The sequence below is a fragment of the Pseudomonas sp. CF161 genome, from assembly GCF_000416215.1.
GTDB lineage: Bacteria > Pseudomonadota > Gammaproteobacteria > Pseudomonadales > Pseudomonadaceae > Aquipseudomonas.
This window is the reverse complement of the sequence record NZ_ATLP01000083.1, coordinates 35,711-62,362: the sequence shown is the minus strand read 5'-3', so window position 1 is coordinate 62,362 and position 26,652 is coordinate 35,711. Positions and strand designations below refer to the sequence as shown.

At 60.7% G+C, this 26,652-nt stretch carries 26 protein-coding genes and 1 other RNA gene; 23 read left to right on the top strand and 4 right to left on the bottom strand.

Going from position 1 to position 26,652, the window contains the following annotated elements; genetic code table 11:
- From rpsI to CF161_RS15590, 6 genes are all read left to right on the top strand, one after another.
- A complete protein-coding gene (gene rpsI / locus CF161_RS15615) occupies positions 1–393 on the top strand; it encodes a 30S ribosomal protein S9 (RefSeq protein WP_003205364.1) in 393 nt (130 codons plus the stop codon).
- Positions 394–646: 253 nt separating this feature from the next.
- Complete coding sequence (gene petA, locus CF161_RS15610; RefSeq protein ID WP_020297564.1) at positions 647–1,240, top strand: ubiquinol-cytochrome c reductase iron-sulfur subunit; 594 nt, start codon at positions 647–649, stop codon at positions 1,238–1,240.
- Positions 1,240–2,451: a cytochrome bc complex cytochrome b subunit gene (locus CF161_RS15605; protein ID WP_020297563.1), complete on the top strand. Its 1,212-nt coding sequence runs from the start codon at positions 1,240–1,242 to the stop codon at positions 2,449–2,451. Before petA ends, CF161_RS15605 begins: the two co-directional genes overlap by 1 nt.
- Positions 2,451–3,230 (top strand): cytochrome c1, encoded by a 780-nt coding sequence (locus CF161_RS15600; RefSeq protein ID WP_020297562.1) that lies wholly within the window; start codon positions 2,451–2,453, stop codon positions 3,228–3,230. Before CF161_RS15605 ends, CF161_RS15600 begins: the two co-directional genes overlap by 1 nt.
- A 150-nt stretch (positions 3,231–3,380) precedes the next feature.
- The gene (locus tag CF161_RS15595) at positions 3,381–3,998 is read left to right on the top strand and encodes a glutathione S-transferase N-terminal domain-containing protein (RefSeq protein ID WP_020297561.1); all 618 of its coding nucleotides are present in this window, start codon (positions 3,381–3,383) and stop codon (positions 3,996–3,998) included.
- Positions 3,999–4,014: 16 nt separating this feature from the next.
- Positions 4,015–4,434: a ClpXP protease specificity-enhancing factor gene (locus CF161_RS15590; RefSeq protein WP_020297560.1), complete on the top strand. Its 420-nt coding sequence runs from the start codon at positions 4,015–4,017 to the stop codon at positions 4,432–4,434.
- Positions 4,435–4,497: 63 nt separating this feature from the next.
- Here CF161_RS15590 and CF161_RS15585 read toward each other — a convergent pair whose 3' ends face one another.
- From CF161_RS15585 to CF161_RS15570, 4 genes are all read right to left on the bottom strand, one after another.
- Positions 4,498–5,079 carry a BON domain-containing protein gene (locus CF161_RS15585; protein ID WP_020297559.1) on the bottom strand — a complete coding sequence of 194 codons (582 nt, stop codon included), beginning with the start codon at positions 5,077–5,079 and terminating at the stop codon, positions 4,498–4,500.
- Positions 5,076–5,669, bottom strand: coding sequence for a phosphoheptose isomerase (locus CF161_RS15580; protein ID WP_020297558.1), 594 nt, complete (start codon positions 5,667–5,669; stop codon positions 5,076–5,078). Before CF161_RS15580 ends, CF161_RS15585 begins: the two co-directional genes overlap by 4 nt.
- A gap of 104 nt (positions 5,670–5,773) precedes the next feature.
- The gene (locus CF161_RS32275) at positions 5,774–6,145 is read right to left on the bottom strand and encodes a YraN family protein (protein WP_020297557.1); all 372 of its coding nucleotides are present in this window, start codon (positions 6,143–6,145) and stop codon (positions 5,774–5,776) included.
- Entirely contained in the window at positions 6,145–7,956 is a 1,812-nt protein-coding gene (locus CF161_RS15570; protein WP_020297556.1) for a penicillin-binding protein activator, read from the bottom strand. Before CF161_RS15570 ends, CF161_RS32275 begins: the two co-directional genes overlap by 1 nt.
- Positions 7,957–8,175: 219 nt before the next feature.
- Between CF161_RS15570 and rsmI the strand changes: the two genes are divergently transcribed.
- From rsmI to ftsZ, 17 genes are all read left to right on the top strand, one after another.
- Positions 8,176–9,048, top strand: a complete 873-nt coding sequence (rsmI, locus tag CF161_RS15565) for a 16S rRNA (cytidine(1402)-2'-O)-methyltransferase (protein ID WP_043229558.1) — start codon at positions 8,176–8,178, stop codon at positions 9,046–9,048.
- A gap of 72 nt (positions 9,049–9,120) precedes the next feature.
- Positions 9,121–9,474, top strand: an RNA gene (gene rnpB / locus CF161_RS31815) — RNase P RNA component class A.
- A gap of 308 nt (positions 9,475–9,782) precedes the next feature.
- Positions 9,783–10,238: a division/cell wall cluster transcriptional repressor MraZ gene (gene mraZ / locus CF161_RS15560; protein ID WP_020297554.1), complete on the top strand. Its 456-nt coding sequence runs from the start codon at positions 9,783–9,785 to the stop codon at positions 10,236–10,238.
- The gene (gene rsmH, locus CF161_RS15555; RefSeq protein ID WP_020297553.1) at positions 10,235–11,182 is read left to right on the top strand and encodes a 16S rRNA (cytosine(1402)-N(4))-methyltransferase RsmH; all 948 of its coding nucleotides are present in this window, start codon (positions 10,235–10,237) and stop codon (positions 11,180–11,182) included. Before mraZ ends, rsmH begins: the two co-directional genes overlap by 4 nt.
- Positions 11,179–11,472, top strand: a complete 294-nt coding sequence (gene ftsL / locus CF161_RS15550; RefSeq protein ID WP_020297552.1) for a cell division protein FtsL — start codon at positions 11,179–11,181, stop codon at positions 11,470–11,472. Before rsmH ends, ftsL begins: the two co-directional genes overlap by 4 nt.
- The gene (locus tag CF161_RS15545) at positions 11,472–13,196 is read left to right on the top strand and encodes a penicillin-binding protein 2 (protein ID WP_020297551.1); all 1,725 of its coding nucleotides are present in this window, start codon (positions 11,472–11,474) and stop codon (positions 13,194–13,196) included. Before ftsL ends, CF161_RS15545 begins: the two co-directional genes overlap by 1 nt.
- Positions 13,196–14,659, top strand: coding sequence for a UDP-N-acetylmuramoyl-L-alanyl-D-glutamate--2,6-diaminopimelate ligase (locus CF161_RS15540; protein ID WP_020297550.1), 1,464 nt, complete (start codon positions 13,196–13,198; stop codon positions 14,657–14,659). The genes CF161_RS15545 and CF161_RS15540 overlap by 1 nt, the downstream gene beginning before the upstream one ends.
- Positions 14,652–16,019, top strand: coding sequence for a UDP-N-acetylmuramoyl-tripeptide--D-alanyl-D-alanine ligase (gene murF, locus CF161_RS15535; protein ID WP_020297549.1), 1,368 nt, complete (start codon positions 14,652–14,654; stop codon positions 16,017–16,019). Before CF161_RS15540 ends, murF begins: the two co-directional genes overlap by 8 nt.
- Positions 16,019–17,101 carry a phospho-N-acetylmuramoyl-pentapeptide-transferase gene (mraY, locus tag CF161_RS15530; protein ID WP_020297548.1) on the top strand — a complete coding sequence of 361 codons (1,083 nt, stop codon included), beginning with the start codon at positions 16,019–16,021 and terminating at the stop codon, positions 17,099–17,101. Before murF ends, mraY begins: the two co-directional genes overlap by 1 nt.
- A gap of 5 nt (positions 17,102–17,106) precedes the next feature.
- Positions 17,107–18,453 (top strand): UDP-N-acetylmuramoyl-L-alanine--D-glutamate ligase, encoded by a 1,347-nt coding sequence (gene murD, locus CF161_RS15525; RefSeq protein WP_020297547.1) that lies wholly within the window; start codon positions 17,107–17,109, stop codon positions 18,451–18,453.
- On the top strand, positions 18,450–19,667 hold the full coding sequence (gene ftsW / locus CF161_RS15520; protein WP_020297546.1) for a putative lipid II flippase FtsW: 1,218 nt from the start codon (positions 18,450–18,452) through the stop codon (positions 19,665–19,667). Before murD ends, ftsW begins: the two co-directional genes overlap by 4 nt.
- Positions 19,657–20,727, top strand: coding sequence for an undecaprenyldiphospho-muramoylpentapeptide beta-N-acetylglucosaminyltransferase (gene murG, locus CF161_RS15515; protein ID WP_020297545.1), 1,071 nt, complete (start codon positions 19,657–19,659; stop codon positions 20,725–20,727). The genes ftsW and murG overlap by 11 nt, the downstream gene beginning before the upstream one ends.
- Positions 20,720–22,177 carry a UDP-N-acetylmuramate--L-alanine ligase gene (murC, locus tag CF161_RS15510; RefSeq protein WP_020297544.1) on the top strand — a complete coding sequence of 486 codons (1,458 nt, stop codon included), beginning with the start codon at positions 20,720–20,722 and terminating at the stop codon, positions 22,175–22,177. The genes murG and murC overlap by 8 nt, the downstream gene beginning before the upstream one ends.
- Entirely contained in the window at positions 22,174–23,142 is a 969-nt protein-coding gene (locus tag CF161_RS15505) for a D-alanine--D-alanine ligase (RefSeq protein WP_020297543.1), read from the top strand. The genes murC and CF161_RS15505 overlap by 4 nt, the downstream gene beginning before the upstream one ends.
- A 4-nt stretch (positions 23,143–23,146) precedes the next feature.
- Complete coding sequence (locus CF161_RS15500; protein WP_043229552.1) at positions 23,147–24,013, top strand: cell division protein FtsQ/DivIB; 867 nt, start codon at positions 23,147–23,149, stop codon at positions 24,011–24,013.
- A 14-nt stretch (positions 24,014–24,027) separates the two neighbouring features.
- Positions 24,028–25,287 carry a cell division protein FtsA gene (gene ftsA, locus CF161_RS15495; RefSeq protein ID WP_020297541.1) on the top strand — a complete coding sequence of 420 codons (1,260 nt, stop codon included), beginning with the start codon at positions 24,028–24,030 and terminating at the stop codon, positions 25,285–25,287.
- Between the two features lie 90 nt (positions 25,288–25,377).
- Positions 25,378–26,568 carry a cell division protein FtsZ gene (gene ftsZ / locus CF161_RS15490; RefSeq protein ID WP_020297540.1) on the top strand — a complete coding sequence of 397 codons (1,191 nt, stop codon included), beginning with the start codon at positions 25,378–25,380 and terminating at the stop codon, positions 26,566–26,568.
- The last annotated feature ends 84 nt before the right edge of the window (positions 26,569–26,652 follow it).

Genomic DNA, 26,652 nt, shown 5'->3' with positions numbered 1-26,652 from the left:
ATGTCGGCGACTCAAAATTACGGCACTGGCCGTCGCAAAACCGCAACCGCACGCGTTTTCCTGCGTCCGGGCACTGGTAACATCTCGATCAACAACCGCTCCCTGGACAACTTCTTCGGTCGCGAAACTGCCCGCATGGTAGTTCGTCAGCCGCTGGAATTGACCGAGACCGTTGAAAAGTTCGACATCTACGTCACCGTTATCGGTGGCGGTGTAAGTGGTCAAGCTGGCGCAATCCGCCACGGCATCACTCGCGCTCTGATGGACTACGACGAAACTCTGCGCGGTGCACTGCGCAAAGCTGGCTTCGTAACTCGCGACGCCCGTGAAGTTGAACGTAAGAAAGTTGGTCTGCGTAAAGCGCGTAAGCGTCCGCAGTACTCGAAGCGTTAATTCGCTCTCGCGTTCAAAAACGCCCAGTCTCCTCGCGGAGCTGGGCGTTTTTTATGGGCGTAGATTTTTGGTGTGACAACTTGCCACATCCGTAGAGGCCCTATACTACAAGGCTTGGCGCTAGGTCCGCCTAGTAATTACCTTGTCAGAGTAGGGGCTTTTCATTACCATTCGGCAAAATTTTTATAAGTTCAGATTTTTACTTAGTAGATGCCTGATTTAACAGGCCACAAAGCTGATGGGAGAGGACTGAATGAGCAATGACGGCGTGAATACAGGCCGGCGTCGCTTCCTTGTAGCAGCCACATCCGTGGTGGGTGCTGCAGGAGCGGTGGGGGCTGCGGTCCCGTTCGTGGGGTCATGGTTTCCCAGTGCCAAGGCGAAAGCCGCAGGTGCACCGGTGAAAGTGAATGTCAGCAAAATCGATCCAGGTCAGCAGATGATTGCTGAGTGGCGCGGTCAGCCGGTGTTCATTGTCCGCCGTACGCAGGAAATCCTGGGGAATCTGAAAAAGATCGAGGGTCAGCTGTCTGACCCGGACTCCAAGAATTCGGAACAGCCAACCTACGTCGACCCGGAGGTGCGTTCGATCAAGCCAGAGATTCTGCTGCTGATCGGTATCTGCACTCACCTGGGCTGTTCGCCAACCTTCCGTCCAGAGGTGGCACCTGCGGATCTGGGCAAGGACTGGGTAGGTGGCTATTTCTGCCCATGCCACGGCTCCCACTACGATCTGGCTGGCCGCGTCTACAAGTCGCAACCTGCGCCTTTGAACCTGCCAGTTCCCCCGCATTCCTATGAGTCGGACGACATCATTGTCATCGGCGTCGACACGGAGAAAGCGTGATGAGCAAGTTCATGGATTGGGTTGATGCACGCTTTCCCGCGACCAAAATGTGGGAAGACCATCTCAGCAAGTATTACGCTCCGAAGAACTTCAACTTCTTCTACTTCTTTGGCTCCCTCGCACTGTTGGTTCTGGTCAACCAGATCGTCACCGGTGTGTGGCTGACTATGAGCTACACCCCTTCGGCGGAGGAGGCGTTCGCTTCCGTTGAATACATCATGCGTGACGTGGAGTACGGCTCGATCCTGCGCCTGCTGCACTCCACCGGCGCCTCGGCGTTCTTCATCGTGGTCTACCTGCACATGTTCCGTGGGCTGCTCTACGGCTCGTACCAGAAGCCACGGGAGCTGGTATGGCTGTTCGGCATGCTGATCTACCTGGCGCTGATGGCAGAGGCCTTCATGGGCTACCTGCTGCCTTGGGGTCAGATGTCTTACTGGGGTGCCCAGGTGATCATCTCGCTGTTCGGCGCGATCCCGGTCATCGGTAACGACCTGACCCAGTGGATCCGTGGTGACTACCTGATTTCCGGTATTACCCTGAACCGCTTCTTCGCGTTGCACGTGGTGGCCTTGCCGATCGTGATTCTCGGCCTGGTGGTGCTGCACGTGCTGGCGTTGCATGAAGTCGGTTCGAACAACCCGGACGGCGTGGATATCAAGAAGCACAAGGACGAAAACGGCGTACCGCTGGATGGCATTGCCTTCCACCCGTACTACACCGTGAAAGATATCGTCGGCGTGGTGGTGTTCCTGTTCATCTTCTGCACCATCGTGTTCTTCTTCCCGGAAATGGGTGGCTATTTCCTCGAGAAGCCGAACTTCGAAGTGGCTAACGCCTTCAAGACCCCTGAGCACATTGCCCCGGTTTGGTACTTCACGCCGTTCTACGCGATTCTGCGTGCGGTGCCGGACAAGCTTCTGGGTGTCATCGCCATGGGCGCTGCGATCGCAGTTCTCTTCGTCCTGCCCTGGCTTGACCGCAGTCCGGTCAAATCCATGCGCTACAAGGGCATGCTGAGCAAGATCTGGCTGTGGGTGTTCTGCATCTCGTTCGTGATCCTGGGTGTCCTGGGTGTTCTGGCGCCGACTCCGGGTCGTACGCTGCTGTCGCAGGTCTGTACGTTCCTGTACTTCGCCTACTTCATTCTGATGCCGTTCTACACCAGGCTTGAGAAGACCAAACCGGTTCCGGAAAGGGTGACTGGCTGATGAAAAAGCTATTTGCTGTACTGATTCTTGCTGCTTTGCCTATGTTGTCCTTCGCGGCCGAGCATGGTCCTGAGCTGGAAAAAGTCGACATCGACGTCTCGGACAAAGCGGCCATGCAAGACGGCGCACGTACGTTCGCCAACTACTGCATGGGCTGCCACAGCGCCAAGTTCCAACGCTATGAGCGCGTCGCGGATGACCTGGGTATCCCCCATGATCTGATGCTGAGCAATCTGGTGTTCACCGGTGCCAAAATCGGTGACCACATGAGCATCGGCATGCAGCCTTCCGATGCCAAGGCATGGTTTGGTGCAGCGCCGCCGGACCTGACCCTGGTGGCTCGTGTTCGTGGTACTGACTGGCTCTATGGCTACCTGAAGTCGTTCTACGAAGATCCGGCGCGTCCTTGGGGTGTGAACAACAAGGTGTTCCCGAACGTCGGCATGCCTAACGTGCTGGTTGGCCTGCAAGGTCGCCAGGTCGTCGGCTGCAAACAGGTGCAGATTGTCGAAGACGGCAAGAAGCAATATGACCCGCTGACCGGTACTCCGCTGACTCACGAAGCCTGCGATCAACTGACCATCGTGCCGAAAACAGGTGCGCTGACAGAAGAGCAGTTCGACGAGAAGGTCAAAAACCTAGTAACCTTCCTGGCTTACTCGGCCAACCCGGTAAAACTGCAGCATCAGCGTATCGGCACTTATGTGTTGTTGTACCTGGCCTTCTTCTTCGTATTCGCCTACTTGCTCAAGCGCGAATACTGGAAGGACGTTCATTGATAAAGCTGTAAGCAACTGCTGTTAATCGTGCGCGCCCAAGGGCGTCTCTGAAGGTGTAACGGTCTGGGTCATCCAGGTGTTACGGGAGACGCCCTCTGGGCGCGCTCGTTTTTCTGCTCCCGATAATTTCAACAAGCGAGGAGGATCGCCATGGGCGTGACCAATCGGTTGGCCTGTTACTCCGACCCCGCCGACCACTATTCCCACCGAGTACGCATTGTGCTCGCAGAGAAGGGTGTCAGCGCCGAGATCATCAGTGTGGAGGCGGGCCGTCAGCCGCCGAAACTGATCGAAGTGAACCCTTACGGGAGCTTGCCCACCCTGGTCGATCGTGACCTGGCGTTGTGGGAATCGACCGTCGTGATGGAATATTTGGATGAGCGTTACCCGCATCCGCCTTTGCTGCCGGTTTATCCGGTGGCTCGTGCCAACAGTCGTCTGCTGATTCATCGTATTCAGCGCGATTGGTGTGGTTTGGTGGATCTGATTCTGGATTCACGCAGCAAGGAAGCGGCTCGCGTGCAGGCTCGTAAAGAGCTGCGCGAGAGCCTGACCGGGGTTTCTCCGCTGTTCGCGGACAAGCCGTTTTTCCTCAGTGAGGAACAAAGCCTGGTGGATTGCTGCCTATTACCAATACTCTGGAGGCTGCCGATCCTGGGTATTGAATTGCCGCGGCCAGCCAAGCCGCTGCTTGATTATATGGAGCGCCAGTTTGCGCGTGAGGCTTTCCAGGCGAGTCTGTCTGGTGTCGAACGCGACATGCGCTAAGGCTTAAGGAGCCGCTATGAACTCCAGTCGACCTTATCTGGTCCGCGCGCTCTACGAGTGGATTGTGGATAACGATTGCACCCCGCACATGCTGGTCAATTCCGATTACCCAGCGGTGCAGGTGCCACAAGGTTTTGCCAGTGATGGACAGATTGTCCTGAACATTTCGCCGAGCGCCGTACGTCATCTGCACATGGATAACGACGCGGTGAGCTTTGAAGGGCGCTTCGGTGGCGTGCCGCACACCCTGTACGTGCCTATAGCGGCCATCCTGGGCATTTACGCTCGGGAGAATGGCCAGGGTATGGTGTTCGACCTGGAGTCGCCTCTGGATGAGGATGGCGACGACGAGATCGAAGCGGACGATGATATGCCGCCACCTGACAGCGAGCCGCCGCGCCCTAGCGGTCGGCCGAGCTTGAAAGTGGTGAAGTGATACAGCGGTAATAAAAAAGGCGATCCAGATGGATCGCCTTTTTTTGTGCCTGTCGCTTATGCGTCAGTCGATGTATTCAAACACCTTCACCACTTTCTGAACCCCGGAAACGCCCTGCACCACATCGCTGGCGCGGGAGGCTTCCTGCTGGGTCAGCAGGCCCATCAGGTAGACGATGCCGTTCTCGGTGATGATCTTGATGCGCGAGTCCGGGACATTGCTGTCGGTCATCATCTGCGCCTTGATCTTGGTGGTCAGCAGCGCATCGTTGCTGATGGCCAGCAGGGTGATGGGTTGCATGACCTGCAGCTCGTTATGCACTTTTTTCACGCGCTGCACGCTGCTGGCGGCCTGCTCGGCCAGTGCCTTGAGGTCTTCGCGCGGGGTCTGCCCAACCAACAGCACCACGCCGTTGAAGCTGGTCACGCCGATGCGCGATGCGCCGTTTTTCAGGTCTGGGGCGGCTTGGGCGACGTTGACTTCAACCTTGGTCTTGATCAGTGAATCGTCGATCTTGCTGCCGAAGGTGCGGGTGCCACGGTCGTCCTCGATGGGGGTGTCACGGCTCGCGGTGATTACCGAGCTGCACCCGCTGATACCGAGGCACAAGGTCAAAGCCAGTAGGCTAAGGCGATTAGCGGTCATTCTTCACTCCCGAACAGTTGGCTGTCGATCAAGTCGCAGAGGCAATGGATCGCCAGCAGGTGGACTTCCTGGATACGTGCGGTGACATTGGCCGGGACGCGGATTTCAACGTCTTCGGGCAGCAGCAGCGAGGCCATGCCGCCACCGTCGCGTCCGGTCATTGCTACGACAATCATTTCGCGATCATGTGCGGCCTGGATCGCCTGAATTATGTTCGCCGAGTTTCCGCTGGTGGAAATCGCCAGCAATACATCGCCGGGCTGGCCCAGGGCTCGAATCTGTTTGGAGAAGATTTCGTTGTAGCTGTAGTCGTTGGCGATCGAGGTGATCGTCGAGCTGTCGGTGGTCAGTGCGATGGCCGGCAGGCTCGGGCGCTCGCGTTCGAAACGGTTGAGCAGCTCCGAAGAGAAGTGCTGGGCATCGCCCGCAGAACCGCCGTTGCCGCAGGAAAGCATTTTGCCTTCGTTGAGCAGGGCATTGACCATCACTTGGCTGGCTTGCTCGATGTGCGGTGCAAGTACGTCCATCGCCTGTTGCTTGGTGTCGATACTGGCCTGAAAAAGCTGGCGAATTCGGGATTGCATGTCCATCTGTGTGACCTTAAGTGGCGCGGCTTTCCGGCACGTGAATGTGCAGCTCGCAAAGCAAAGAGCAAAAGTGTTGGCTGAAAATGGGCTGTGCCCGAGAGCTTGGGTCAGCTGTCAAAGGCATTGCGTAGCCAGTTCAATTCGGGTTCGGCGCCTGGGGCGCTGTCTATGGCGACCACATCAAAACGGCAGGGGTGGTTGGACCAGCGAGGCTCGCTCTGCAGAAAGAACTGCGCGGCGAGTATCAGTTTTTGCCGCTTGCGCGCATCGATACTGCCGAGTGCGCCACCCCATTGCGTGTGTTGTCTGTAGCGGACTTCGACGAATACTACTGTATCGCCGTCAAGCATGACCAGATCAAGCTCGCCGCGTTTGCACAACCAGTTCTGCGCCAACAGGCGCAGTCCTTGTTGCTGGAGATGCCTGAGCGCATGGCTCTCGGCATCTCGTCCGCTTTGCTGGCGTGATCGTTGGAGCATTAGCGCGGGGTATCGGGCAGGCGGGTAACCTGGCCTTTTACAAACTGTGCCCAGGGAAGCTGGCGTTCGACTCGCTGGTTGGGGCTCATGCTCAGGCTGCCGCTGTAACCTTCGATTCGGCTGTCTGGCAGTGCCTTGAGCTGACCCAGGCGAGGTGCCAGGCGATAGGCGTCTACGCCCAGAGCGAACAGGCGACCCAGGCTGCCGCCTGCTTGCGGCCATTGTGCGGTCACTTGTTTGCGCAGCGGATCGTTGGCGTCCAGCAGCCACGGGGTTTCACAGAACAGCACGCCGTTCATGTCGTTGTACTGATCCTGATCGCCGCTGGCGCTGAAAACCTGCGAGGTGGCATACACCGGCACATCGCCTGCGTATTGGAAGTTCAGCGTAGGTTTGATCTGTTGGGCCTGCAGTGGGGTGGCATCGAGGAAGATAAACTCGATGTCCTGGCGCCGCGACGGCTGTGCTGCCACCTGAGTGCCTACGGTGTTTTGCAGGCTCTTGGCGCGGCCTTCACTTTGGCGCAGGTGGAACAGGTCGGCGATCTGCTGGGCCAGGGCAACAGGTTTGTCGACGCGTTCGATACCGACCACTGTGCCGCCGTTGGCTTCCCAGTCCTGGCGGAAGGCTTTGAGCATGCGCTCGCCACGATCACCTTTCGAAATCATGATGGCCGCACGATGCAGGCCGTCAGCACGGGCGCGGCGCGAAGCTTCGCGTGCTTCATCTTCAGGGGCCAGGCCAAACTGGAACATCTGGGCCGGTGCCTGCTCGCCATCGTTGTAGTTCAGGGCCAGGGTGGTGATGGGCAATTGCGGGCGAGCAGCCAGTTGCTTGACTTGCTGTTTGTCCAGCGGGCCGATCACCAACTGCACGCCTGCTGCCTGGGCTTTGCGGTAGAAGTCATCCAGCGAGGTCTGGCGCGAGCTGTCATAGAACTCGATGCTTGGCGGATTTTGCCCGGCTTGTTGAGCCTGGTAGTGGGCTGCCATGAAGCCTTCGCGCAGCGCCTTGGCAGAGGCGGCCCAGGGGCCATCCAGCGGCAGCAGCAAGGCGATCTTCGACAGCGGTTGGCTGGCCAGTTCCTTGAGCTTGATCAGGGGTTGCGGCAACTGAATTGCGGCGGGGTGTTTCGGGTTCTGCGCGCGCCAGGTATCGATGGCGGCTTGCTGTTGCTCCAGGGTGCCGGCGGATTTGACGGCCAGGGCCAGGCTCATCCACCCGGCGAGGTCGTCATTGCCGGCGGATTGCAACTGGTCGGTTGGCAGGGCGGCGATCAGTACCCAGATGGCTTCATGGTTTTTGCTGGCCGCCTCCCCGGTGAGCAGGGGAGCAATCACGATGCGCTCGCGGGCGGCGGCGAGTGTCTGGCCGTCAGCTTCGAATGCACGAGCATGCACGGTGCCGGTACGAACCTGCTGGTCGGCTGGCAATTCGCCGAGGCGTTGCAGGCTTGGGTGGCTCAAGGCTGCCAGGGCGGCCTTGGGCTGGTTGCGGGTCATCGCCAGTTCTGCTGCCAGGGTGCTGGCAAAGACTTGCTGTCCTGGTTTGAGCTGTTCGATAGGCACTTGCTGAAGAATCTGTGCCGAACGGCCGGCGTTGCCTTGGCGATAGGCCAGGTCGGCAGCGCTCAGGCGCAGAAGGGCGGCCTTGTCGGGTGATTTGCTGTTGGCGGCCTGTTCGAGCAGTTGCTCGATGCTGGCGTCCGGAGTCCGTGGAAGTTCGCCAAGGCTGGACGAGGGCGAGCTGGCGCAAGCCACCAGAAGGGTAGCCAGGCAGAGGGCAGTAAGCAGCCGCAAGCAAGCGATCATGTAAGTGTTCCCGATACTCGATCAAATTAGCCTGGAATTGTACCCAAGCGCTGGCCGGGGCGCGATGTTACTGGCGATAAACCGGCTATTTAGGTCGTGCAAATGTTGCAGTGCTCCAGAAACGACGCAAAAGGACTGGGTAATGCCGGGATTGTCAGGCGCATTACACAGGCATCTACGCGCTACAATGGCGCTTTTGCCGAACAAGAGGTGTGCGCTTTGACTGCTCCAGGTCCTTTGAATTCCGCTGCTGGCTCGCTTTATGTGGTGGCGACGCCCATCGGCAACCTGGACGACATCAGTGCCCGGGCGCTGAAGCTGCTGCGCGAAGTCGCCCTGATTGCGGCCGAAGACACCCGGCATTCGCTGCGACTGCTGCAGCACTTCGGCATTTCCACGCCATTGGCGGCCTGCCATGAGCACAATGAGCGTGACGAGGGCAGCCGCTTTATCACCCGTTTGCTGGCGGGCGATAACGTCGCACTGATCTCCGATGCCGGTACGCCGCTCATCTCCGACCCGGGGTATCACCTGGTACGCCAGGCGCGCGCGGCGGGGATCAATGTGGTGCCGGTCCCGGGAGCCTGTGCTCTGATTGCTGCGCTCTCTGCGGCCGGGCTGCCTTCCGACAGGTTTATCTTCGAGGGTTTTCTGCCGGCCAAGGCTGTGGGGCGCCGCGCTCGGCTGGAGTTGTTAAAGGAAGAGCCGAGAACCCTGATCTTTTATGAGGCGCCCCATCGGATTCTTGAATGCCTGCAGGATATGGAGCTGGTCTTCGGTGCCGAGCGTCCTGCATTGCTCGCGCGGGAACTGACCAAGACCTTCGAAACCCTCAAGGGATTGCCGCTGGCCGAGCTGCGTGGTTTTGTCGAGGCTGACAGTAATCAGCAGCGCGGGGAGTGCGTGGTGCTGGTGGCGGGCTGGACAGTGCCTGAAAGTGCCGAGGCTATCAGTGCGGAGGCCATGCGCATTCTCGACCTGCTGCTCAAGGAGATGCCGCTCAAGCGGGCCGCGGCGCTGGCGGCAGAAATCACCGGCGAGCGCAAGAATGTGCTGTACCAAATTGCCCTGGATAAACAGAAGGGCGAATAAACACCGGTGCAGACTGGCAAAAGGCTTTTAGCGCTTGTTCTTCGGCTTCTCTGCCGTTAACCTGCGCGGCGGAGAGTCGATTGGACAGTCGCTGCCCTCTATGAAAATTAGGGGGGGGAGGAAAGTCCGGGCTCCATAGGGCGGAGTGCCAGGTAATGCCTGGGGGGCGTGAGCCTACGGAAAGTGCCACAGAAAATAACCGCCTAAGCACTTCGGTGCCGGTAAGGGTGAAAAGGTGCGGTAAGAGCGCACCGCACGTCTGGCAACAGTTCGTGGCTAGGTAAACCCCACTCGGAGCAAGACCAAATAGGGTTCCAAGGCGTGGCCCGCGCTGGAACCGGGTAGGTTGCTAAAGATGTCCAGTGATGGCCATCGTAGAGGAATGACTGTCCTCGACAGAACCCGGCTTACAGATCGACTCTCCACCTTTTCCCTCCCTGCTGGAATCACTGGCAGAAGCGCTTTTGTAATACCGAAAAAATCTTACTCTTAACAAATCACTTTAACTTCTGAGTGCAGCGCATTGAGCTGCTTCAAGTTAATGGGTCAAAACCTCATCCAAATTCTCGTTGCCCCTTCTTTTAGTCTCCTAAATCTCCGTTCTATAAGGCTTTTCCGTCGCTCCGCGCCTTGACGGTGTGGTGGGCGCATTCCTATAGTGTGCGCAAGTGGCGGAAAGTGGCATGAAGTGGGTTTTTTGGGCGTAAAACGCTAAAATTTGGAGAAACGCTGACGTGTTTCGCGGAGCTAACGCTATCAGTCTCGATGCAAAAGGCCGTCTCGCCATGCCGAGCCGGTATCGTGACGAGCTTGAATCGCGAAGTTCCGGGCAGTTAATCGTCACGATCGACGCTGTTGATCCCTGTTTATGTGTTTACCCGCTCGATGAGTGGGAGCTGATTGAAACCAAACTGCGCGCACTGCCTTCGCTTCGCGAAGAAAACCGCCGTTTGCAACGTTTGCTGATTGGTAATGCCGTCGACCTAGAGCTCGATGGCAGCGGTCGTTTCCTGGTGCCGCCTCGTCTGCGTGAGTATGCCAAGTTGGATAAACGCGCGATGTTGGTTGGCCAGCTGAACAAGTTCCAATTGTGGGACGAGGATGCCTGGAATGCTGTTTCTGCAGCAGACCTGGCTGCTATTCAACAACCGGGCTCTATGCCTGATGAACTGCGTGATTTGATCCTGTGACTATTGATAGCGGCTTTAACCACATCACCGTACTGCTTGACGAAGCCGTCGAGGCTCTCGCCGTACGTCCTGATGGCTGCTATCTGGACGGCACGTTCGGACGTGGCGGACATAGCCGGCTGATTCTCAGCAAGCTCGGGCCGGATGGCCGGCTTCTCGGATTCGACAAGGATCCCCAAGCGATTGCCACCGGGCAAGCGCTAGCGGCCGAAGACGGCCGCTTTGTCGTTGTGCAGCGCAGCTTTGCCGAGCTGGGTTCGGAAGTTGCCGAGCGCGGTCTGGCAGGCAAGGTCAGCGGCGTGCTGCTGGATCTTGGCGTGTCCTCGCCGCAGCTGGACGACCCTGAGCGCGGCTTCAGTTTTCTCAATGATGGCCCGTTGGACATGCGCATGGACCCGACTCGTGGCGTCAGCGCTGCGCAGTTCATCGCCACGGCGCCGGTTGAAGAAATCGCCCGTGTATTCAAGGAATACGGCGAAGAACGTTTTTCCGGTCGCATGGCGCGCGCCGTGGTCGAGCGTCGTGAAATCCAGCCATTCGAGCGCACTGCCGACTTGGCCGAAGTCTTGAAAGTCGCCAACCCGGCGTGGGAAAAGGGCAAGAACCCGGCCACCCGCGCTTTCCAGGGTTTGCGTATTCACGTCAATAACGAACTGGGCGACCTGGAAGCCGGCCTCGAGGCGGCGCTGGAGTCCCTTGAGGTGGGCGGTCGCCTGGTAGTGATCAGCTTCCACTCGCTGGAAGACCGTATCGTCAAACTGTTCATGCGCCGCCTGGTAAAGGGTGAAACCGATAACCTGCCGCGGAACCTGCCGGTGCGTTTCGAGGCCTTCGTGCCCAAGATCAAGGTCCATGGCAAGGCACAGTTCGCCTCCGAGGCTGAACTCAAAGCCAACCCGCGTGCCCGCAGTGCGGTCATGCGCGTGGCGGAGAAGCTCCGTTGAGCAAGCTCTTCGCCAAACCGCTCCCGGGCGGGAGCTTTTTTATGCTCCTGCTATTTGTCGGGGTGCTGGTCTCCGCTATCGCCGTCTCTTACAGCGCACATTGGAACCGTCAGCTGCTCAATTCGCTGTACGGTGAGCTGAGTGTGCGCGACAAGGCCCAGGCTGAATGGGGCCGGCTGATTCTCGAGCAAAGTACCTGGACGGCCCATAGCCGCATTGAAGTGCTGGCCACCGAACAGTTGAAGATGCACATCCCCGGCGCTGCTGAAGTGCGGATGGTGGCGCCATGATGAAACTCGAGGGCGCGCTCTACCCATGGCGTTTCCGAGTGGTCCTGGGGCTGCTGGCGGTGATGGTGTCGGCGATCGCCTGGCGCATTGTCGACCTGCAGGTGGTCGACCGTGATTTCCTCAAGGGCCAGGGCGATGCGCGCAGCGTCCGGCACATTCCGATTCCCGCCCACCGTGGTCTGATTACCGACCGCAACGGTGAGCCTCTGGCCGTCAGTACGCCAGTCACCACCCTCTGGGCCAACGCCAAGGAAATGCAGGCGGCCAAGGACAAGTGGCCGGCATTGGCTGCAGCCCTGGGCCAGGATCCAAAAGCCCTGGCCGAACGTCTCGAAGCGCAGGCCAATAAAGAATTCATTTACCTGGTGCGTGGCTTGACGCCTGAGCAGGGCCAGGTCGTGCTGGACCTTAAAGTGCCGGGGGTCTACGGCATCGAAGAGTTCCGCCGGTTTTATCCGGCCGGTGAAGTCACCGCGCATATGGTCGGGTTTACCGACATCGACGACCGCGGTCGTGAAGGTGTCGAACTTGCCTACGACGAATGGCTGGCCGGGGTCGCCGGCAAACGACAGGTCATCAAGGATCGGCGTGGCAGGCTGATCAAGGATGTCCAGGTCACCAAAAACGCCAAGGCCGGCAAGCCCTTGGCGTTGTCGATTGATCTGCGCCTGCAATACCTGGCCAACCGCGAACTGCGCAATGCCATCGTCGAGAACGGCGCCAAGGCCGGCAGCCTGGTGATCATGGACGTCAAGACCGGCGAGATCCTGGCGATGGTCAACCAGCCGACGTACAACCCGAACAACCGTCGCAACCTGCAGCCGGCGATGATGCGCAACCGCGCCATGATCGACGTATTCGAACCCGGTTCGACCATGAAGGCGATCTCCATGAGCGCGGCCCTGGAAACCGGTCGCTGGAAGCCCAGCGATACTGTCGAGGTGTACCCCGGTACGTTGCAGTTGGGCAAATACACCATTCGCGACGTTTCCAAGACTGAAGGCCCGGTGCTCGACCTGACCGGGATTCTGATCAATTCCAGTAACGTGGGCATGAGTAAGGTCGCCTTCGATATTGGCGGCGAAACCATTTTCCGCCTGGCGCAGAAGATCGGTCTCGGCCAGGACACCGGCCTCGGTTTCCCGGGCGAGCGTGTCGGCAACCTGCCGAACTACCGCGAGTGGCGCAAGGCCGAGACCGCCACGCTGTCTTACGGCTACGGCCTGTCGGTGACCGCGATCCAACTGGTTCACGCGTTCTCGGCGCTGGCCAACAACGGTCGAATCGCACCGCTGACTCTGATCAAAACTGACAAGGCGCCGGACACCACCCAGGTGATTCCGGAAAATGTCGCCAAAACCATGCAAGGCATGCTGCAGCAAGTGATCGAGGCCCCGCGCGGCGTATTCCGTGCCCAGGTCCCGGCTTATCACGTGGCGGGCAAGAGTGGTACGGCACGTAAGACCTCGGTTGGCACCAAGGGCTATGCCGAAAACTCCTACCGCTCGCTGTTTGCCGGCTTTGGTCCGATGAGCGACCCGCGCTACGCGATCGTGGTGGTGATTGATGAACCGAGCAAGGCCGGCTACTTCGGCGGCCTGGTATCGGCGCCGGTGTTCAGCAAAGTGATGTCCGGCACCCTGCGCCTGATGAACATCACCCCGGACAACTTGCCCCCTACACAGCAAGCCGATGCAGCACCTGCCAAAGGAGGGCGCGGCTGATGTCTCTTAGCCTGAACAAGATTTTTGCCCACGCCGGTCGCGACCTGTTGATCCGTGAATTGTCGCTGGACAGCCGCAACGTACGTGCCGGGGACCTGTTCCTCGCCGTGCCGGGCGGGAAATTCGATGGGCGCGAGCACATTGCCGACGCGTTAAAGCGTGGCGCAGCTGCCGTGGCCTATGAAGTGGAAGGCGCCACCGTGTTGCCGATCACCGATGTGCCGCTGATTCCGGTCAAGGGCCTGGCGGCGCAGTTGTCGGATATCGCCGGGCGCTTTTACGGCGACCCGAGCCGCCACCTGAACCTGATTGGGGTTACCGGGACCAACGGCAAGACCAGCGTCACCCAGTTGGTGGCTCAGGCCCTCGACCTGCTGGGCCAGCATTGCGGGATTGTCGGTACCCTGGGCAGCGGCTTTTATGGTGCGCTGCAAAGCGGCATGCACACCACGCCCAACCCTATTGCCGTGCAGGCGACATTGGCCGACCTGAAAAAGGCCGGTGCCAAAGCGGTGGCCATGGAGGTTTCCTCCCACGGCCTGGACCAGGGGCGGGTTACCGCGCTGGCGTTTGACGTCGCGGTGTTGACCAACCTGTCTCGCGATCATCTGGATTATCACGGCACCATGCAGGCGTATGGCGAGGCCAAGGCCAAGCTGTTCGGCTGGTCCGACCTGCATTGCCGGGTGATCAACCTCGACGATGAGTTCGGTCGGCAACTGGCGATTGAAAAACACGACTCGCGATTGATCACCTACAGCCTTGAAGACAGCTCGGCCTACCTGTACTGCCGAGACGCGCAGTTCGACGACGACGGCGTGCGCGCAACCCTGGTCACCCCGCAAGGCGAGCACCATTTGCGCAGCACCCTGCTTGGGCGCTTCAACTTGAGCAACGTACTGGCTGCGGTCGGTGCCTTGCTCGGCCTGGATTACGCGCTGGACGAAATCCTGCGTGTCCTGCCCAAGCTTGAAGGCCCTATCGGACGTATGCAGCGCCTGGGTGGCGGTACTCAACCGCTGGTCGTGGTCGATTACGCCCATACCCCGGATGCCCTGGAAAAAGTCCTGCTGGCCCTGCGCCCGCACGCCAAGGGGCGTCTGCTGTGCCTGTTCGGCTGTGGCGGCGATCGCGATCGCGGCAAGCGTCCGCTGATGGCGCAAGTGGTCGAGCGCCTGGCCGATGGCGTGCTGGTGACTGACGACAACCCGCGTACCGAAGACCCGGCGCTGATCTTCGACGATATCCGTGCCGGCTTCAGTGCTGTGGATAAGATCGATTTCGTCGCCGGGCGTGGACAGGCCATTGCCAAATTGATCGCCAGTGCTTCGGCGGACGACGTGGTGGTCCTGGCCGGCAAGGGCCATGAGGACTATCAGGAAATCAAGGGCGAGCGCCATGACTTCTCCGATCTGGTCGAGGCTGACAAGGCGTTGACCGCATGGGAGGTGGCCCATGCTTAAGGCTCTGAAACTCAGCGAGTTGAGCGCCGTACTCAATGCGCGCCTGATTGCTGCGGATTGCAGCTTTGATGGCGTCAGTATCGACAGCCGGGCGATCAAGCCGGGGCAGCTCTTTATTGCCTTGACCGGTCCGCGCTTCGACGGCCATGACTACCTGAACGATGTTGCGAGCAAAGGTGCCGTCGGTGCTTTGGTCGAACGCGAGGTGCCTGACAGCACCTTGCCGCAGTTGCTGGTCAGCGATACGCGCCTCGCTCTGGGGCAGTTGGGGGCACTCAACCGCGCGGCCTTCGATAAACCGGTGGTGGCCATTACCGGCTCCAGCGGCAAGACCACGGTCAAGGAAATGCTGGCCAGTATCCTGCGCACCCGCGGGCCAGTGCTGGCGACCCGTGGCAACTTGAATAACGACCTCGGCGCTCCGCTGACCCTGCTGGAACTGGCCCCGGAGCACACGGCGGCGGTGATCGAGCTGGGGGCTTCGCGGATTGGCGAGATTGCCTACACCGTGGCCATGACCCGGCCGCAGGTGGCCGTGATCAACAACGCCGGGACGGCCCACGTTGGTGAATTCGGCGGCCCGGAAAAAATCGTCGAAGCCAAGGGCGAGATTCTGCAAGGGCTCGATGCTTCCGGCATCGCCGTGCTCAACCTCGACGACAAGGCCTTCCCGATCTGGAAGGCCCGCGCCGGTAATCACCAGGTGCTGAGTTTCGCCCTGAACAATAGCGCCGCAGACCTGCACGCCAGTGATATAGCCCTGGATGCCCGCGGTTGCCCGGCCTTCACCCTGCACAGTCCCAAGGGCCAGGAGCGGGTGCAATTGAATCTGTTGGGCACCCACAACGTGGCCAATGCCCTGGCAGCGGCTGCCGCCGCGCATGCCCTGGATATTTCCCTGTTTGGCATCGCCACCGGCTTGAATGCGGTGCAGCCGGTCAAGGGCCGCACCGTCGCGCAATTGGCGAAAAACGGTATGCGGGTCATTGATGACACTTACAACGCAAACCCCACCTCGATGTGCGCCGCCGTTGATATACTCGCCGGCTTTTCCGGCCGCACCGTCCTGGTGCTCGGAGACATCGGCGAGTTGGGCGAGTGGGCGGAGCAGGGGCACCGCGATGTAGGGGCATACGCTGCCGGCAAAGTGTCGGCCCTCTACGCGGTCGGGCCGCTGATGGCGCATGCCGTCTCTGCCTTCGGTGAGCACGCTCGCCACTTCGCCACTCAGGCCGATCTGATCGCGGCACTGAACGTCGAGCAAGACCCAAATACCACCATTTTGATCAAGGGATCGCGCAGCGCGGTGATGGAAAACATCGTCGCGGCTTTGTGCGGTTCAAGTACGGAGAAACATTAATGCTGCTGCTGCTGGCTGAGTATCTGCAACAGTTCCACAAAGGCTTCGCGGTCTTTCAGTACCTGACCCTGCGCGGGATTCTGGGTGTGCTGACCGCGCTGTCGTTGTCGCTGTTCCTCGGGCCATGGATGATCCGGACCCTGCAAAGCCTGCAGATCGGCCAGTCGGTGCGCAATGACGGCCCGCAGTCGCATTTGTCCAAATCCGGCACCCCGACCATGGGCGGCGCGTTGATCCTGTCGGCCATCGGTATCAGCACCCTGCTGTGGGCCGACCTGCATAACCGCTATGTATGGGTGGTGCTGATCGTGACCCTGCTGTTCGGCGCAGTGGGCTGGGTCGACGACTATCGCAAGGTGATCGAGAAGAACTCCAAGGGGCTGCCAAGCCGCTGGAAGTATTTCTGGCAATCGGTGTTCGGCCTGGGCGCGGCGATTTTCCTGTATGTCACGGCGCCAAGTGCGGTGGAAACCACGCTGATCCTGCCGATGCTCAAAGACATCAGCATCCCCCTGGGCGCCGGTTTCGTGGTCCTGACCTACTTTGTGATCGTCGGTTCGAGCAACGCGGTCAACCTGACCGATGGCCTCGATGGCCTGGCAATCATGCCGACGGTCATGGTCGGCGGCGCGCTGGGCATTTTCTGCTACCTGTCGGGTAACGTGAAATTCGCCGAATACCTGCTGATTCCCTACGTGCCGGGCGCCGGTGAGTTGATCGTGTTCTGCGGTGCGTTGATCGGTGCGGGCCTGGGCTTCCTCTGGTTCAACACCTACCCCGCACAAGTCTTCATGGGCGACGTCGGCGCACTGGCGCTGGGCGCGGCCCTGGGCACCATTGCCGTGATCGTCCGCCAGGAAATCGTCCTGTTCATCATGGGCGGCGTGTTCGTGATGGAAACCCTGTCGGTGGTGATCCAGGTGGCTTCTTTCAAACTGACCGGTCGCCGCGTATTCCGCATGGCGCCGATTCACCACCACTTTGAACTCAAGGGCTGGCCCGAGCCGCGCGTGATTGTCCGTTTCTGGATCATCACCGTGATTCTCGTGTTGATCGGCCTTGCCACCCTGAAGCTGAGGTAGAACGAGTGTCTCTGATCGCTTCTGACCACTTCCGCATCGTTGTCGGCCTCGGCAAGAGCGGCATGTCCCTAGTTCGCTTCCTGGCGAGCCGGGGCGTGGCGTTTGCCGTGGCCGATACGCGGGAAAATCCACCGGAGCTGGCCACGCTGCGCCGTGACTACCCGCAGGTGGAAGTGCGTTGTGGCGAGCTGGATGTGGAGTTCCTGTGCCGCGCCGATGAGCTCTACGTGAGCCCCGGCCTGGCCTTGGCGACCCCGGCCCTGCAAGCGGCGGCTGCCCGTGGCGTGAAGCTGTCCGGTGATATCGAGCTGTTCGCGCGTAACGCGAAGGCGCCGATCGTCGCCATCAGCGGTTCCAATGCCAAGAGCACCGTGACCACCCTGGTCGGCGAAATGGCCGCGGCAGCGGGCAAGCGCGTAGCCGTGGGCGGCAACCTCGGCACTCCGGCGCTGGACCTGCTCAGCGACGACGTTGAGCTGTACGTCATGGAACTCTCCAGCTTCCAGCTGGAAACCACCGACCAGCTCAACGCCGAAGTGGCCACCGTGCTCAACATCAGCGAAGACCACATGGACCGCTACAGCGGCCTGCCGGCCTATCACCTGGCCAAGCACCGGATCTTCCGTGGCGCGCGGCAAGTGGTGTTCAACCGCCAGGATGCGCTGACCCGCCCATTGATCGGCGAAGGTTTGCCGTGCTGGACCTTCGGCCTGGGCGTACCCGATTTCAAGGCGTTCGGCCTGCGTGAAGAGCAGGGCGAGAAGTACCTGGCCTTCGGCTTGCAGAACCTGATGCCGGTGAGCGAGCTGAAAATCCGTGGCGCGCACAACCAGTCCAATGCCCTGGCGGCCCTGGCCCTCGGGCACGCGGTTGGCCTGCCATTCGATGCCATGCTCGCCAGCCTGCGGACCTTCGCCGGTCTTGAGCACCGCTGCCAGTGGGTACGAGAGCTGGACGGCGTGGCCTACTACAACGATTCCAAAGCCACCAACGTCGGTGCCGCCCTGGCGGCCATCGAAGGCCTGGGCTCGGACATCAGCGGCAAGCTGGTGCTGATTGCCGGTGGCGATGGCAAGGGTGCCGACTTCAAGGACCTGGGCAATCCGGTCGCTGCCAACTGCCGGGCCGTGGTGTTGATGGGCCGTGACAGTGAATTGATCGCCGCAGCGATTGGCGACGCGGTGCCGTTGGTGCGCGTGCAGTCCTTGCTCGAGGCGGTCGAGCGCAGTCGCGCATTGGCCGAGCCTGGTGACGCGGTGCTGTTGTCGCCGGCGTGCGCCAGTTTCGACATGTTCAAGAACTACGAAGAGCGTGGGCAGCTGTTTGCCCAGGCTGTGGAGGGCTTGGCATGAATCTGGGAAACATCATCAAGCCTTATCCGTCGCCGATCATTACCGGGCGCGGTATCGACCTCGACTTCCCGATGCTCGCCGGCTGCCTGGCCTTGCTTGGCCTGGGCCTGGTGATGATCACCTCGGCCTCGTCTGAAGTCGCCGCGGTGCAATCGGGCAACCCGCTGTATCACATGATTCGCCACCTGATTTACCTGGTGATCGGCCTGGGCGCGTGCATCGTGACCATGATGATTCCGATCGCCACCTGGCAGCGCCTGGGTTGGCTGATGCTGCTTGGCGCCTTTGGTTTGCTGGTGATGGTGCTGTTGCCGGGCATTGGCCGTGAGGTCAACGGCTCGATGCGCTGGATCGGCTTCAGCTTCTTCAACGTGCAGCCTTCGGAAATCGCCAAGGTTTTTGTGGTGATCTACCTCGCCGGTTATCTGGTGCGGCGGCAGAAGGAAGTGCGCGAAAGCTGGATGGGCTTCTTCAAGCCGTTCATCGTCCTCCTGCCCATGGCCGGCCTGTTGCTGATGGAGCCGGACTTCGGTGCCACCGTGGTCATGATGGGCGCGGCCGCGGCCATGCTATTCCTCGGCGGGGTGGGCTTGTTCCGCTTCACCTTGATGGTGGTGCTGGCGGTGGCGGCGGTGACCATTCTGGTTCAGGCCCAGCCCTACCGGATGGCCCGTCTGATTACCTTCACCGACCCCTGGGCTGACCAGTTTGGTTCCGGTTACCAGTTGACCCAGGCGCTGATCGCCTTCGGTCGCGGCGAGTGGCTGGGTGTCGGCCTGGGCAACAGTGTGCAGAAGCAGTTTTACCTGCCTGAAGCCCACACCGACTTCGTGTTCTCGGTCCTGGCCGAAGAGCTGGGCGTGGTCGGTTCCCTGGCTACCGTCGGGCTGTTTGTATTCGTTTGCGTGCGCGCCATGTACATCGGTTTGTGGGCCGAGAAGGCCAAGCAGTTTTTCGCCGCCTATGTGGCCTATGGCCTGGCGTTCCTGTGGATTGGTCAGTTCCTGATCAATATCGGGGTGAACGTCGGCCTGCTGCCGACCAAGGGCCTGACGCTGCCGTTCCTCAGTTATGGCGGCAGTTCGTTGGTGATCTGCTGCGCCTGCCTGGGCTTGCTGCTGCGCATCGAGTGGGAGAGTCGAACCCACCTGGGCAGCGAGGAGATGGAGTTCAGCGAGAGTGACTTCGCCGAGGAGCCAAGCCATGGGCGCTAATGTGCTGATCATGGCCGGCGGCACCGGCGGCCACGTGTTCCCGGCCCTGGCCTGTGCCCGCGAGTTCGAAGCCCGTGGCTACACCGTGCATTGGCTCGGGACCCCGCGTGGCATCGAAAACGAACTGGTGCCCGGCGCTGGCTTGCCGCTGCACTTGATCAACGTCACCGGCCTGCGGGGCAAGGGCAAGTTGTCCCTGCTCAAGGCGCCGTTCGTGCTGATCAAGGCCGTGCTCCAGGCACGCAAGATCATTGCTCAACTGAAGCCGGTCTGTGTATTGGGTTTTGGTGGTTATGTGACTGGCCCTGGCGGCGTCGCGGCGAAATTGTCTGGCGTGCCGGTCATCGTTCACGAACAAAACGCCGTCGCCGGTACCGCCAATCGGCTGCTGGTGCCGTTGGCTGCCCGAGTCTGCGAAGCTTTCCCGGACACCTTTGCTGCCTCCGACAGCCGGCGCACCACCGGCAATCCGGTACGCCGCGAGCTGTTCCTCGATACCCCGCGCCAGGACCTGGCCGGACGCAAGGCGCGGTTGCTGATTCTGGGCGGAAGCCTGGGCGCGGAACCGTTGAATAAATTGCTGCCAGAAGCCCTGGCGCTGGTCGCTGCCGAGCTGCGTCCGGAGGTGTTTCATCAGGCCGGCAAAAACCACGATGAAGTGACTGCCGAGCGCTATCGCGCCGCAGGCGTCGAGGCGCAAGTGCAGCCCTTTATCAAAGACATGGCCCAAGCCTATGGCTGGGCCGACCTGGTGGTCTGTCGCGCAGGTGCGCTGACTGTCAGTGAACTGGCTGCCGCCGGTCTGCCCTCGATGCTGGTGCCTTTGCCCCACGCGATCGACGATCACCAGACCCGCAATGCCGATTATTTGGCTCGTGAAGGCGCTGCTTTCCTGATGCCGCAAAGAACGACTGGTGCTGCGGATCTAGCCGCACGCCTGACAGAGGTCTTGATGCAACCGGAACGACTGAACAACATGGCCGACGCCGCGCGTCGCCTGGCCAAACCCGATGCTACCCGCAATGTGGTCGATATCTGCCTGGAGGTGGCCCATGGTTGAGAACCAGAAAGCCATGCATCAGCCGGAAATGCGCCGCATCCGTCGTATTCACTTCGTCGGTATCGGCGGCGTGGGCATGTGCGGGATCGCCGAAGTGCTGCTGAACCTGGGCTATCAAGTGTCCGGCTCCGACCTCAAGGCGTCGCCGGTCACTGAGCGCCTGGAGTCTTTCGGTGCGCAGATCTTTATCGGCCACCGTGCCGAGAACGCCGCCAGTGCCGATGTGCTGGTGGTGTCCAGTGCCGTAAACACGTCCAACCCGGAAGTCGCCACCGCTCTGGAACGCCGGATCCCGGTGGTGCCACGGGCGGAAATGCTCGCCGAGCTGATGCGCTATCGCCACGGCATCGCCGTGGCCGGTACTCACGGCAAGACCACCACCACCAGCCTGATCGCATCGGTGTTCGCCGCTGGCGGCCTGGACCCGACGTTCGTCATCGGTGGCCGGCTGAATGCAGCAGGCACCAATGCACAACTGGGGACCAGCCGTTACCTGATCGCCGAGGCCGATGAAAGCGACGCCAGCTTCCTGCACCTGCAGCCGCTGGTGGCCGTGGTCACCAACATCGATGCCGATCACATGGCAACGTACGACGGCGACTTCAACAAGCTGAAGAAAACCTTCGTCGAGTTCCTGCACAACCTGCCGTTCTATGGTTTGGCCGTGGTCTGCCTGGATGATCCGGTGGTTCGCGAGATCCTGCCTCTGGTCAAGCGTCCGACCGTGACCTACGGCTTCAGCGAAGACGCCGACGTGCGGGCGATCAATGTTCGCCAGCAAGGCATGCAGACCTTCTTCACCGTGCTGCGTCCCGACCGTGCGCCACTGGATGTGTCGGTGAACATGCCCGGCAACCACAACGTGCTCAATTCCCTGGCGACCATCTGCATCGCCAGCGACGAAGGCGTCAGCGATGAAGCCATTGTCCAGGGCCTTTCGGGCTTCCAGGGCGTGGGCCGTCGCTTCCAGGTCTACGGTGAGCTGCCGGTCGAAGGCGGCAACGTGATGCTGGTGGACGACTACGGTCACCACCCGACTGAAGTGGCCGCCGTGATCAAGGCCGTGCGTGGTGGCTGGCCTGAGCGTCGCCTGGTGATGGTCTACCAGCCGCACCGCTACAGCCGCACCCGTGATCTGTACGACGATTTCGTGCAGGTCCTGGCGGACGCCAACGTACTGCTGCTGATGGAAGTCTATCCGGCCGGCGAAGAGCCGATCCCGGGGGCCGATAGCCGCCAGCTGTGCCACAGCATTCGCCAGCGTGGGCAATTGGACCCGATCTACATCGAGCGTGGCGTCGACCTGGCGCCGCTGGTCAAGCCGTTGCTGCGTGCCGGCGACATTCTGTTGTGCCAGGGCGCCGGTGATATCGGCGGCCTCGCGCCGAAACTATTGAGCAGCCCGCTGTTTGCCGGTGCTGTGGCTGCTGTACAGGGGAAGTCGAAATGACCGCCGCCTACGCCAAGCTGTTCTCGACCATCGAGCCGCAAGCCTTCGGCCGCGTTGCCGTGCTGTTCGGTGGCAAGAGCGCCGAGCGCGAAGTCTCGCTCAAGTCCGGCAATGCCGTGCTCCAGGCCCTGCAAAGCGCGGGTGTCGATGCGTTCGGCATCGACGTCGGTGATGACTTCCTGCAGCGCCTGCTGAACGAGAAAATCGATCGCGCCTTTATCATTCTTCACGGCCGTGGCGGTGAAGACGGCAGCATGCAGGGCCTGCTGGAGTGCCTGGGCATTCCTTACACCGGCAGCGGCATCCTCGCCTCGGCCCTGGCCATGGACAAGCTGCGCACCAAGCAGGTGTGGCACAGCCTGGGTATTCCGACTCCGCGTCACAGTGTGCTGAGCAGCGAAGCCGACTGTATTTCTGCGGTGGCGGAACTGGGCCTGCCTTTGATCGTCAAACCGGCTCATGAAGGTTCCAGTATCGGTATGGCCAAGGTGACTTCCGCGTCAGAGTTGATCGACGCATGGAAAGCGGCCAGTACCTACGATTCGCAAGTCTTGGTTGAACAATGGATTCAAGGTCCGGAGTTCACCATCGCGACGCTGCGTGACCAGGTGTTGCCTCCCATCGCCCTGGGCACGCCCCACACTTTTTACGACTACGACGCCAAGTACGTGGCTTCCGATACCCAGTACCGGATCCCGTGCGGCCTCGATAGCGCCAAGGAACAAGAGCTCATGGACCTCACGGCGAAAGCCTGCGAGGCGCTCGGTATTGCCGGTTGGGGGCGTGCCGATGTGATGCAAGACGCCGACGGGCAGTTCTGGTTCCTGGAGGTCAACACGGCTCCTGGCATGACCGATCACAGCCTGGTGCCGATGGCGGCGCGGGCAGCCGGCCTGGATTTCCAGCAATTGGTATTGGCGATCCTGGCGGCGAGCGTTGCCAGTCATGAAGAGGCGCGAGGTTAAGTCCATGCAAGGCGCATCGCTACGTCATCAGCCACCCGCACCCGGCCGCAAGCCGGTGCCGCGGGGTGCCAGCCGAATGGTGGCTAAAGAGCCGATGTCGGTGCGCCTGCCCAAAGCCAACTTCGGCTTCCTCAAGGCCCTGTTCTGGCCGGTGCTGCTGGTGGCGTTGGGTTTTGGCACTTACGAAGGCGCGCAGCGCCTGTTGCCTTATGCGGACCGGCCGATCACCAAGGTCGCGGTCCAGGGCGACCTGAGTTACATCAGCCAGCAAGCGGTGCAGCAGCGGATCGCGCCTTATGTGGCGGCGAGCTTCTTCACCATTGACCTGGCCAGCATGCGTACCGAGCTGGAGCAGATGCCATGGATCGCACATGCCGAGGTACGTCGCGTCTGGCCGGACCAGGTGGTTATCCGCCTGGAGGAGCAACTGCCCGTGGCCCGTTGGGGCGACGAGGCGTTGTTGAACAACCAGGGCCAGGCGTTTACGCCGCGTGAATTGGCCAACTACGAACACTTGCCGCAGTTGTTCGGTCCGCAGCGGGCCCAGCAGCAAGTGATGCAGCAGTATCAGGTGTTGAGCCAGATGCTGCGACCGATGGGCTTCTCGATCGCTCGTCTGGAGCTGCGTGAGCGCGGCAGCTGGTTCCTGACGACCGGGGCCGGCAGTGCGGGCCCGGGTATCGAGTTGTTGCTGGGCCGCGATCATCTGGTGGAGAAGATGCGCCGCTTTATTGCCATTTATGAAAAAACGCTGAAAGAACAGATTACGAACATTGCGCGCATCGATCTGCGCTACGCCAACGGCCTGGCCGTCGGCTGGCGGGAACCTGTAGCGCCCACGACGGCCCAACCCGCCGTCGCGAAGAATTAAGAAGAGGCAGGACCATGGCAAATGTGCAAAGCGGCAAAATGATCGTCGGTCTCGATATCGGCACCTCCAAGGTGGTGGCGCTGGTGGGTGAGGTCGGGGCCGATGGCACGCTGGAAATCGTCGGTATCGGTACCCATCCGTCCCGCGGCCTGAAGAAGGGCGTGGTGGTGAATATCGAGTCCACCGTGCAGTCCATCCAGCGCGCCGTCGAAGAAGCGCAACTGATGGCTGGATGCCGCATTCACTCGGCGTTTGTCGGCGTGGCCGGCAATCACATTCGCAGCCTGAACTCCCACGGCATCGTGGCGATTCGCGATCGTGAAGTCAGCTCGGCCGACCTCGAGCGGGTTCTTGATGCGGCCCAGGCCGTGGCGATTCCGGCTGACCAGCGGGTTTTGCACACCCTGCCGCAGGACTACGTGATCGATAACCAGGAAGGTGTACGTGAGCCCCTGGGCATGTCCGGCGTTCGCCTGGAAGCCAAGGTGCACGTGGTGACCTGCGCGGTAAATGCGGCCCAGAACATCGAAAAGTGCGTGCGTCGCTGCGGCCTGGAAATCGACGACATCATTCTCGAACAACTGGCCTCGGCCTACTCGGTGCTGACCGATGACGAGAAAGAGCTGGGCGTGTGCCTGGTGGACATCGGTGGCGGTACCACCGACATCGCGATCTTCACTGAAGGCGCGATCCGGCATACCGCAGTGATCCCGATTGCCGGCGATCAGGTGACCAACGACATCGCCATGGCGCTGCGTACCCCGACCCAGTACGCCGAAGAAATCAAGATTCGTTACGCCTGCGCCCTGGCCAAGCTGGCCGGTGCCGGTGAAACCATCAAAGTTCCAAGTGTCGGCGACCGTCCGCCGCGCGAGTTGTCGCGCCAGGCCCTGGCCGAAGTGGTCGAGCCGCGTTACGACGAGCTGTTCACCCTGATCCAGGCTGAACTGCGTCGCAGCGGCTACGAGGACCTGATCCCGGCCGGCATCGTGCTGACCGGCGGTACCTCGAAGATGGAAGGCGCGGTCGAACTGGCCGAAGAGATTTTCCACATGCCGGTTCGCTTGGGCGTGCCGCACACCGTCAAGGGCCTGTCCGACGTGGTGCGCAACCCGATCTATTCCACCGGCGTCGGCTTGCTGTTGTACGGGCTGCAGAAACAGTCCGACGGGATTTCGTTCTCCGGCATCGGCAGCCGCGACAGCTACAGCAATGAAGAACCCAAAGCCGCCTTGCTCGATCGCATCAAGAGCTGGGTACAAGGCAATTTCTAAGCAGTGGTTTCAAGCGACACGTTTCAAGCGGCACGCAACAAAGCAGTAGGCAGTAGGCGAAAAAACTAGAGAAATGAAAGGAGAGGGAAAATGTTCGAACTCGTAGACAACATCCCGCAAAGCCCGGTAATCAAGGTTATTGGTGTTGGCGGTGGCGGCGGCAACGCGGTCAATCACATGGTCAAGAGCAACATTGAAGGCGTCGAGTTCATCTGCGCCAACACTGATGCCCAGGCGCTGAAAAGCATCGGCGCGCGGACCATCCTGCAATTGGGCACCGGCGTGACCAAGGGCCTGGGTGCTGGCGCAAATCCGGAAGTCGGTCGTCAGGCCGCTCTGGAAGACCGCGAGCGCATTGCCGAGGTTCTGGCGGGCACCAACATGGTGTTCATCACCACTGGCATGGGCGGCGGTACCGGTACCGGTGCTGCGCCGATCATTGCCGAAGTGGCCAAGGAAATGGGGATCCTGACGGTCGCTGTCGTGACTCGTCCGTTCCCGTTCGAAGGTCGCAAGCGCATGCAGATCGCCGACGAAGGCATCCGCCTGCTGTCGGAAAGCGTCGACTCGCTGATCACCATCCCCAACGAGAAGCTGCTGACCATCCTCGGTAAGGACGCCAGCCTGCTGTCGGCTTTCGCCAAGGCTGACGATGTACTGGCCGGTGCCGTTCGCGGTATCTCCGACATCATCAAGCGTCCGGGCATGATCAACGTCGACTTTGCCGACGTGCGTACCGTGATGAGCGAAATGGGCATGGCGATGATGGGCACTGGCTGCGCCAGCGGTCCGAACCGTGCACGTGAAGCCACCGAAGCGGCGATCCGCAACCCGTTGCTCGAAGACGTGAACCTGCAAGGTGCACGCGGCATCCTGGTGAACATCACCGCCGGTCCTGACCTGTCCCTGGGTGAGTACTCCGACGTGGGTAGCATCATCGAAGCCTTCGCTTCCGAGCACGCCATGGTCAAGGTCGGTACTGTTATCGATCCGGACATGCGCGACGAACTGCACGTGACTGTGGTTGCCACAGGTCTGGGCGCGAAAATCGAGAAGCCGATGAAGGTGATCGACAACACCGTGCAAACCTCCATGGCTTCGCAGGCTCAACCAGCGCCTTCGCGTCAGGAACTGCCGTCGGTGAACTACCGCGACCTGGATCGTCCTACCGTGATGCGCAATCAGGCTCAGTCGAGCGCTGCGACCGCGGCGAAGCTGAATCCGCAAGATGATCTGGACTATCTGGACATCCCGGCATTCCTGCGTCGCCAGGCCGATTGATGGAATGTATCAGGGGTATTAGGGTGATTGGTGTTCAGCAAAGGTCTGGTCTGCTATTATCGCCAGCCTTTGTTGATACCAGTT

Excerpts from the sequence above, each read along its gene's own strand:
- rpsI (WP_003205364.1), top strand. The coding sequence starts at position 1 with ATGTCGGCGACTCAAAATTACGGCACTGGCCGTCGCAAAACCGCAACC.
- petA (WP_020297564.1), top strand. The coding sequence starts at position 647 with ATGAGCAATGACGGCGTGAATACAGGCCGGCGTCGCTTCCTTGTAGCA.
- CF161_RS15605 (WP_020297563.1), top strand. The coding sequence starts at position 1,240 with ATGAGCAAGTTCATGGATTGGGTTGATGCACGCTTTCCCGCGACCAAA.
- CF161_RS15600 (WP_020297562.1), top strand. The coding sequence starts at position 2,451 with ATGAAAAAGCTATTTGCTGTACTGATTCTTGCTGCTTTGCCTATGTTG.
- CF161_RS15595 (WP_020297561.1), top strand. The coding sequence starts at position 3,381 with ATGGGCGTGACCAATCGGTTGGCCTGTTACTCCGACCCCGCCGACCAC.
- CF161_RS15590 (WP_020297560.1), top strand. The coding sequence starts at position 4,015 with ATGAACTCCAGTCGACCTTATCTGGTCCGCGCGCTCTACGAGTGGATT.
- CF161_RS15585 (WP_020297559.1), bottom strand. The coding sequence starts at position 5,079 with ATGACCGCTAATCGCCTTAGCCTACTGGCTTTGACCTTGTGCCTCGGT.
- CF161_RS15580 (WP_020297558.1), bottom strand. The coding sequence starts at position 5,669 with ATGGACATGCAATCCCGAATTCGCCAGCTTTTTCAGGCCAGTATCGAC.
- CF161_RS32275 (WP_020297557.1), bottom strand. The coding sequence starts at position 6,145 with ATGCTCCAACGATCACGCCAGCAAAGCGGACGAGATGCCGAGAGCCAT.
- CF161_RS15570 (WP_020297556.1), bottom strand. The coding sequence starts at position 7,956 with ATGATCGCTTGCTTGCGGCTGCTTACTGCCCTCTGCCTGGCTACCCTT.
- CF161_RS15545 (WP_020297551.1), top strand. The coding sequence starts at position 11,472 with ATGAAACTCGAGGGCGCGCTCTACCCATGGCGTTTCCGAGTGGTCCTG.
- CF161_RS15540 (WP_020297550.1), top strand. The coding sequence starts at position 13,196 with ATGTCTCTTAGCCTGAACAAGATTTTTGCCCACGCCGGTCGCGACCTG.
- murF (WP_020297549.1), top strand. The coding sequence starts at position 14,652 with ATGCTTAAGGCTCTGAAACTCAGCGAGTTGAGCGCCGTACTCAATGCG.
- mraY (WP_020297548.1), top strand. The coding sequence starts at position 16,019 with ATGCTGCTGCTGCTGGCTGAGTATCTGCAACAGTTCCACAAAGGCTTC.
- ftsW (WP_020297546.1), top strand. The coding sequence starts at position 18,450 with ATGAATCTGGGAAACATCATCAAGCCTTATCCGTCGCCGATCATTACC.
- murG (WP_020297545.1), top strand. The coding sequence starts at position 19,657 with ATGGGCGCTAATGTGCTGATCATGGCCGGCGGCACCGGCGGCCACGTG.
- murC (WP_020297544.1), top strand. The coding sequence starts at position 20,720 with ATGGTTGAGAACCAGAAAGCCATGCATCAGCCGGAAATGCGCCGCATC.
- CF161_RS15505 (WP_020297543.1), top strand. The coding sequence starts at position 22,174 with ATGACCGCCGCCTACGCCAAGCTGTTCTCGACCATCGAGCCGCAAGCC.
- CF161_RS15500 (WP_043229552.1), top strand. The coding sequence starts at position 23,147 with ATGCAAGGCGCATCGCTACGTCATCAGCCACCCGCACCCGGCCGCAAG.
- ftsA (WP_020297541.1), top strand. The coding sequence starts at position 24,028 with ATGGCAAATGTGCAAAGCGGCAAAATGATCGTCGGTCTCGATATCGGC.
- ftsZ (WP_020297540.1), top strand. The coding sequence starts at position 25,378 with ATGTTCGAACTCGTAGACAACATCCCGCAAAGCCCGGTAATCAAGGTT.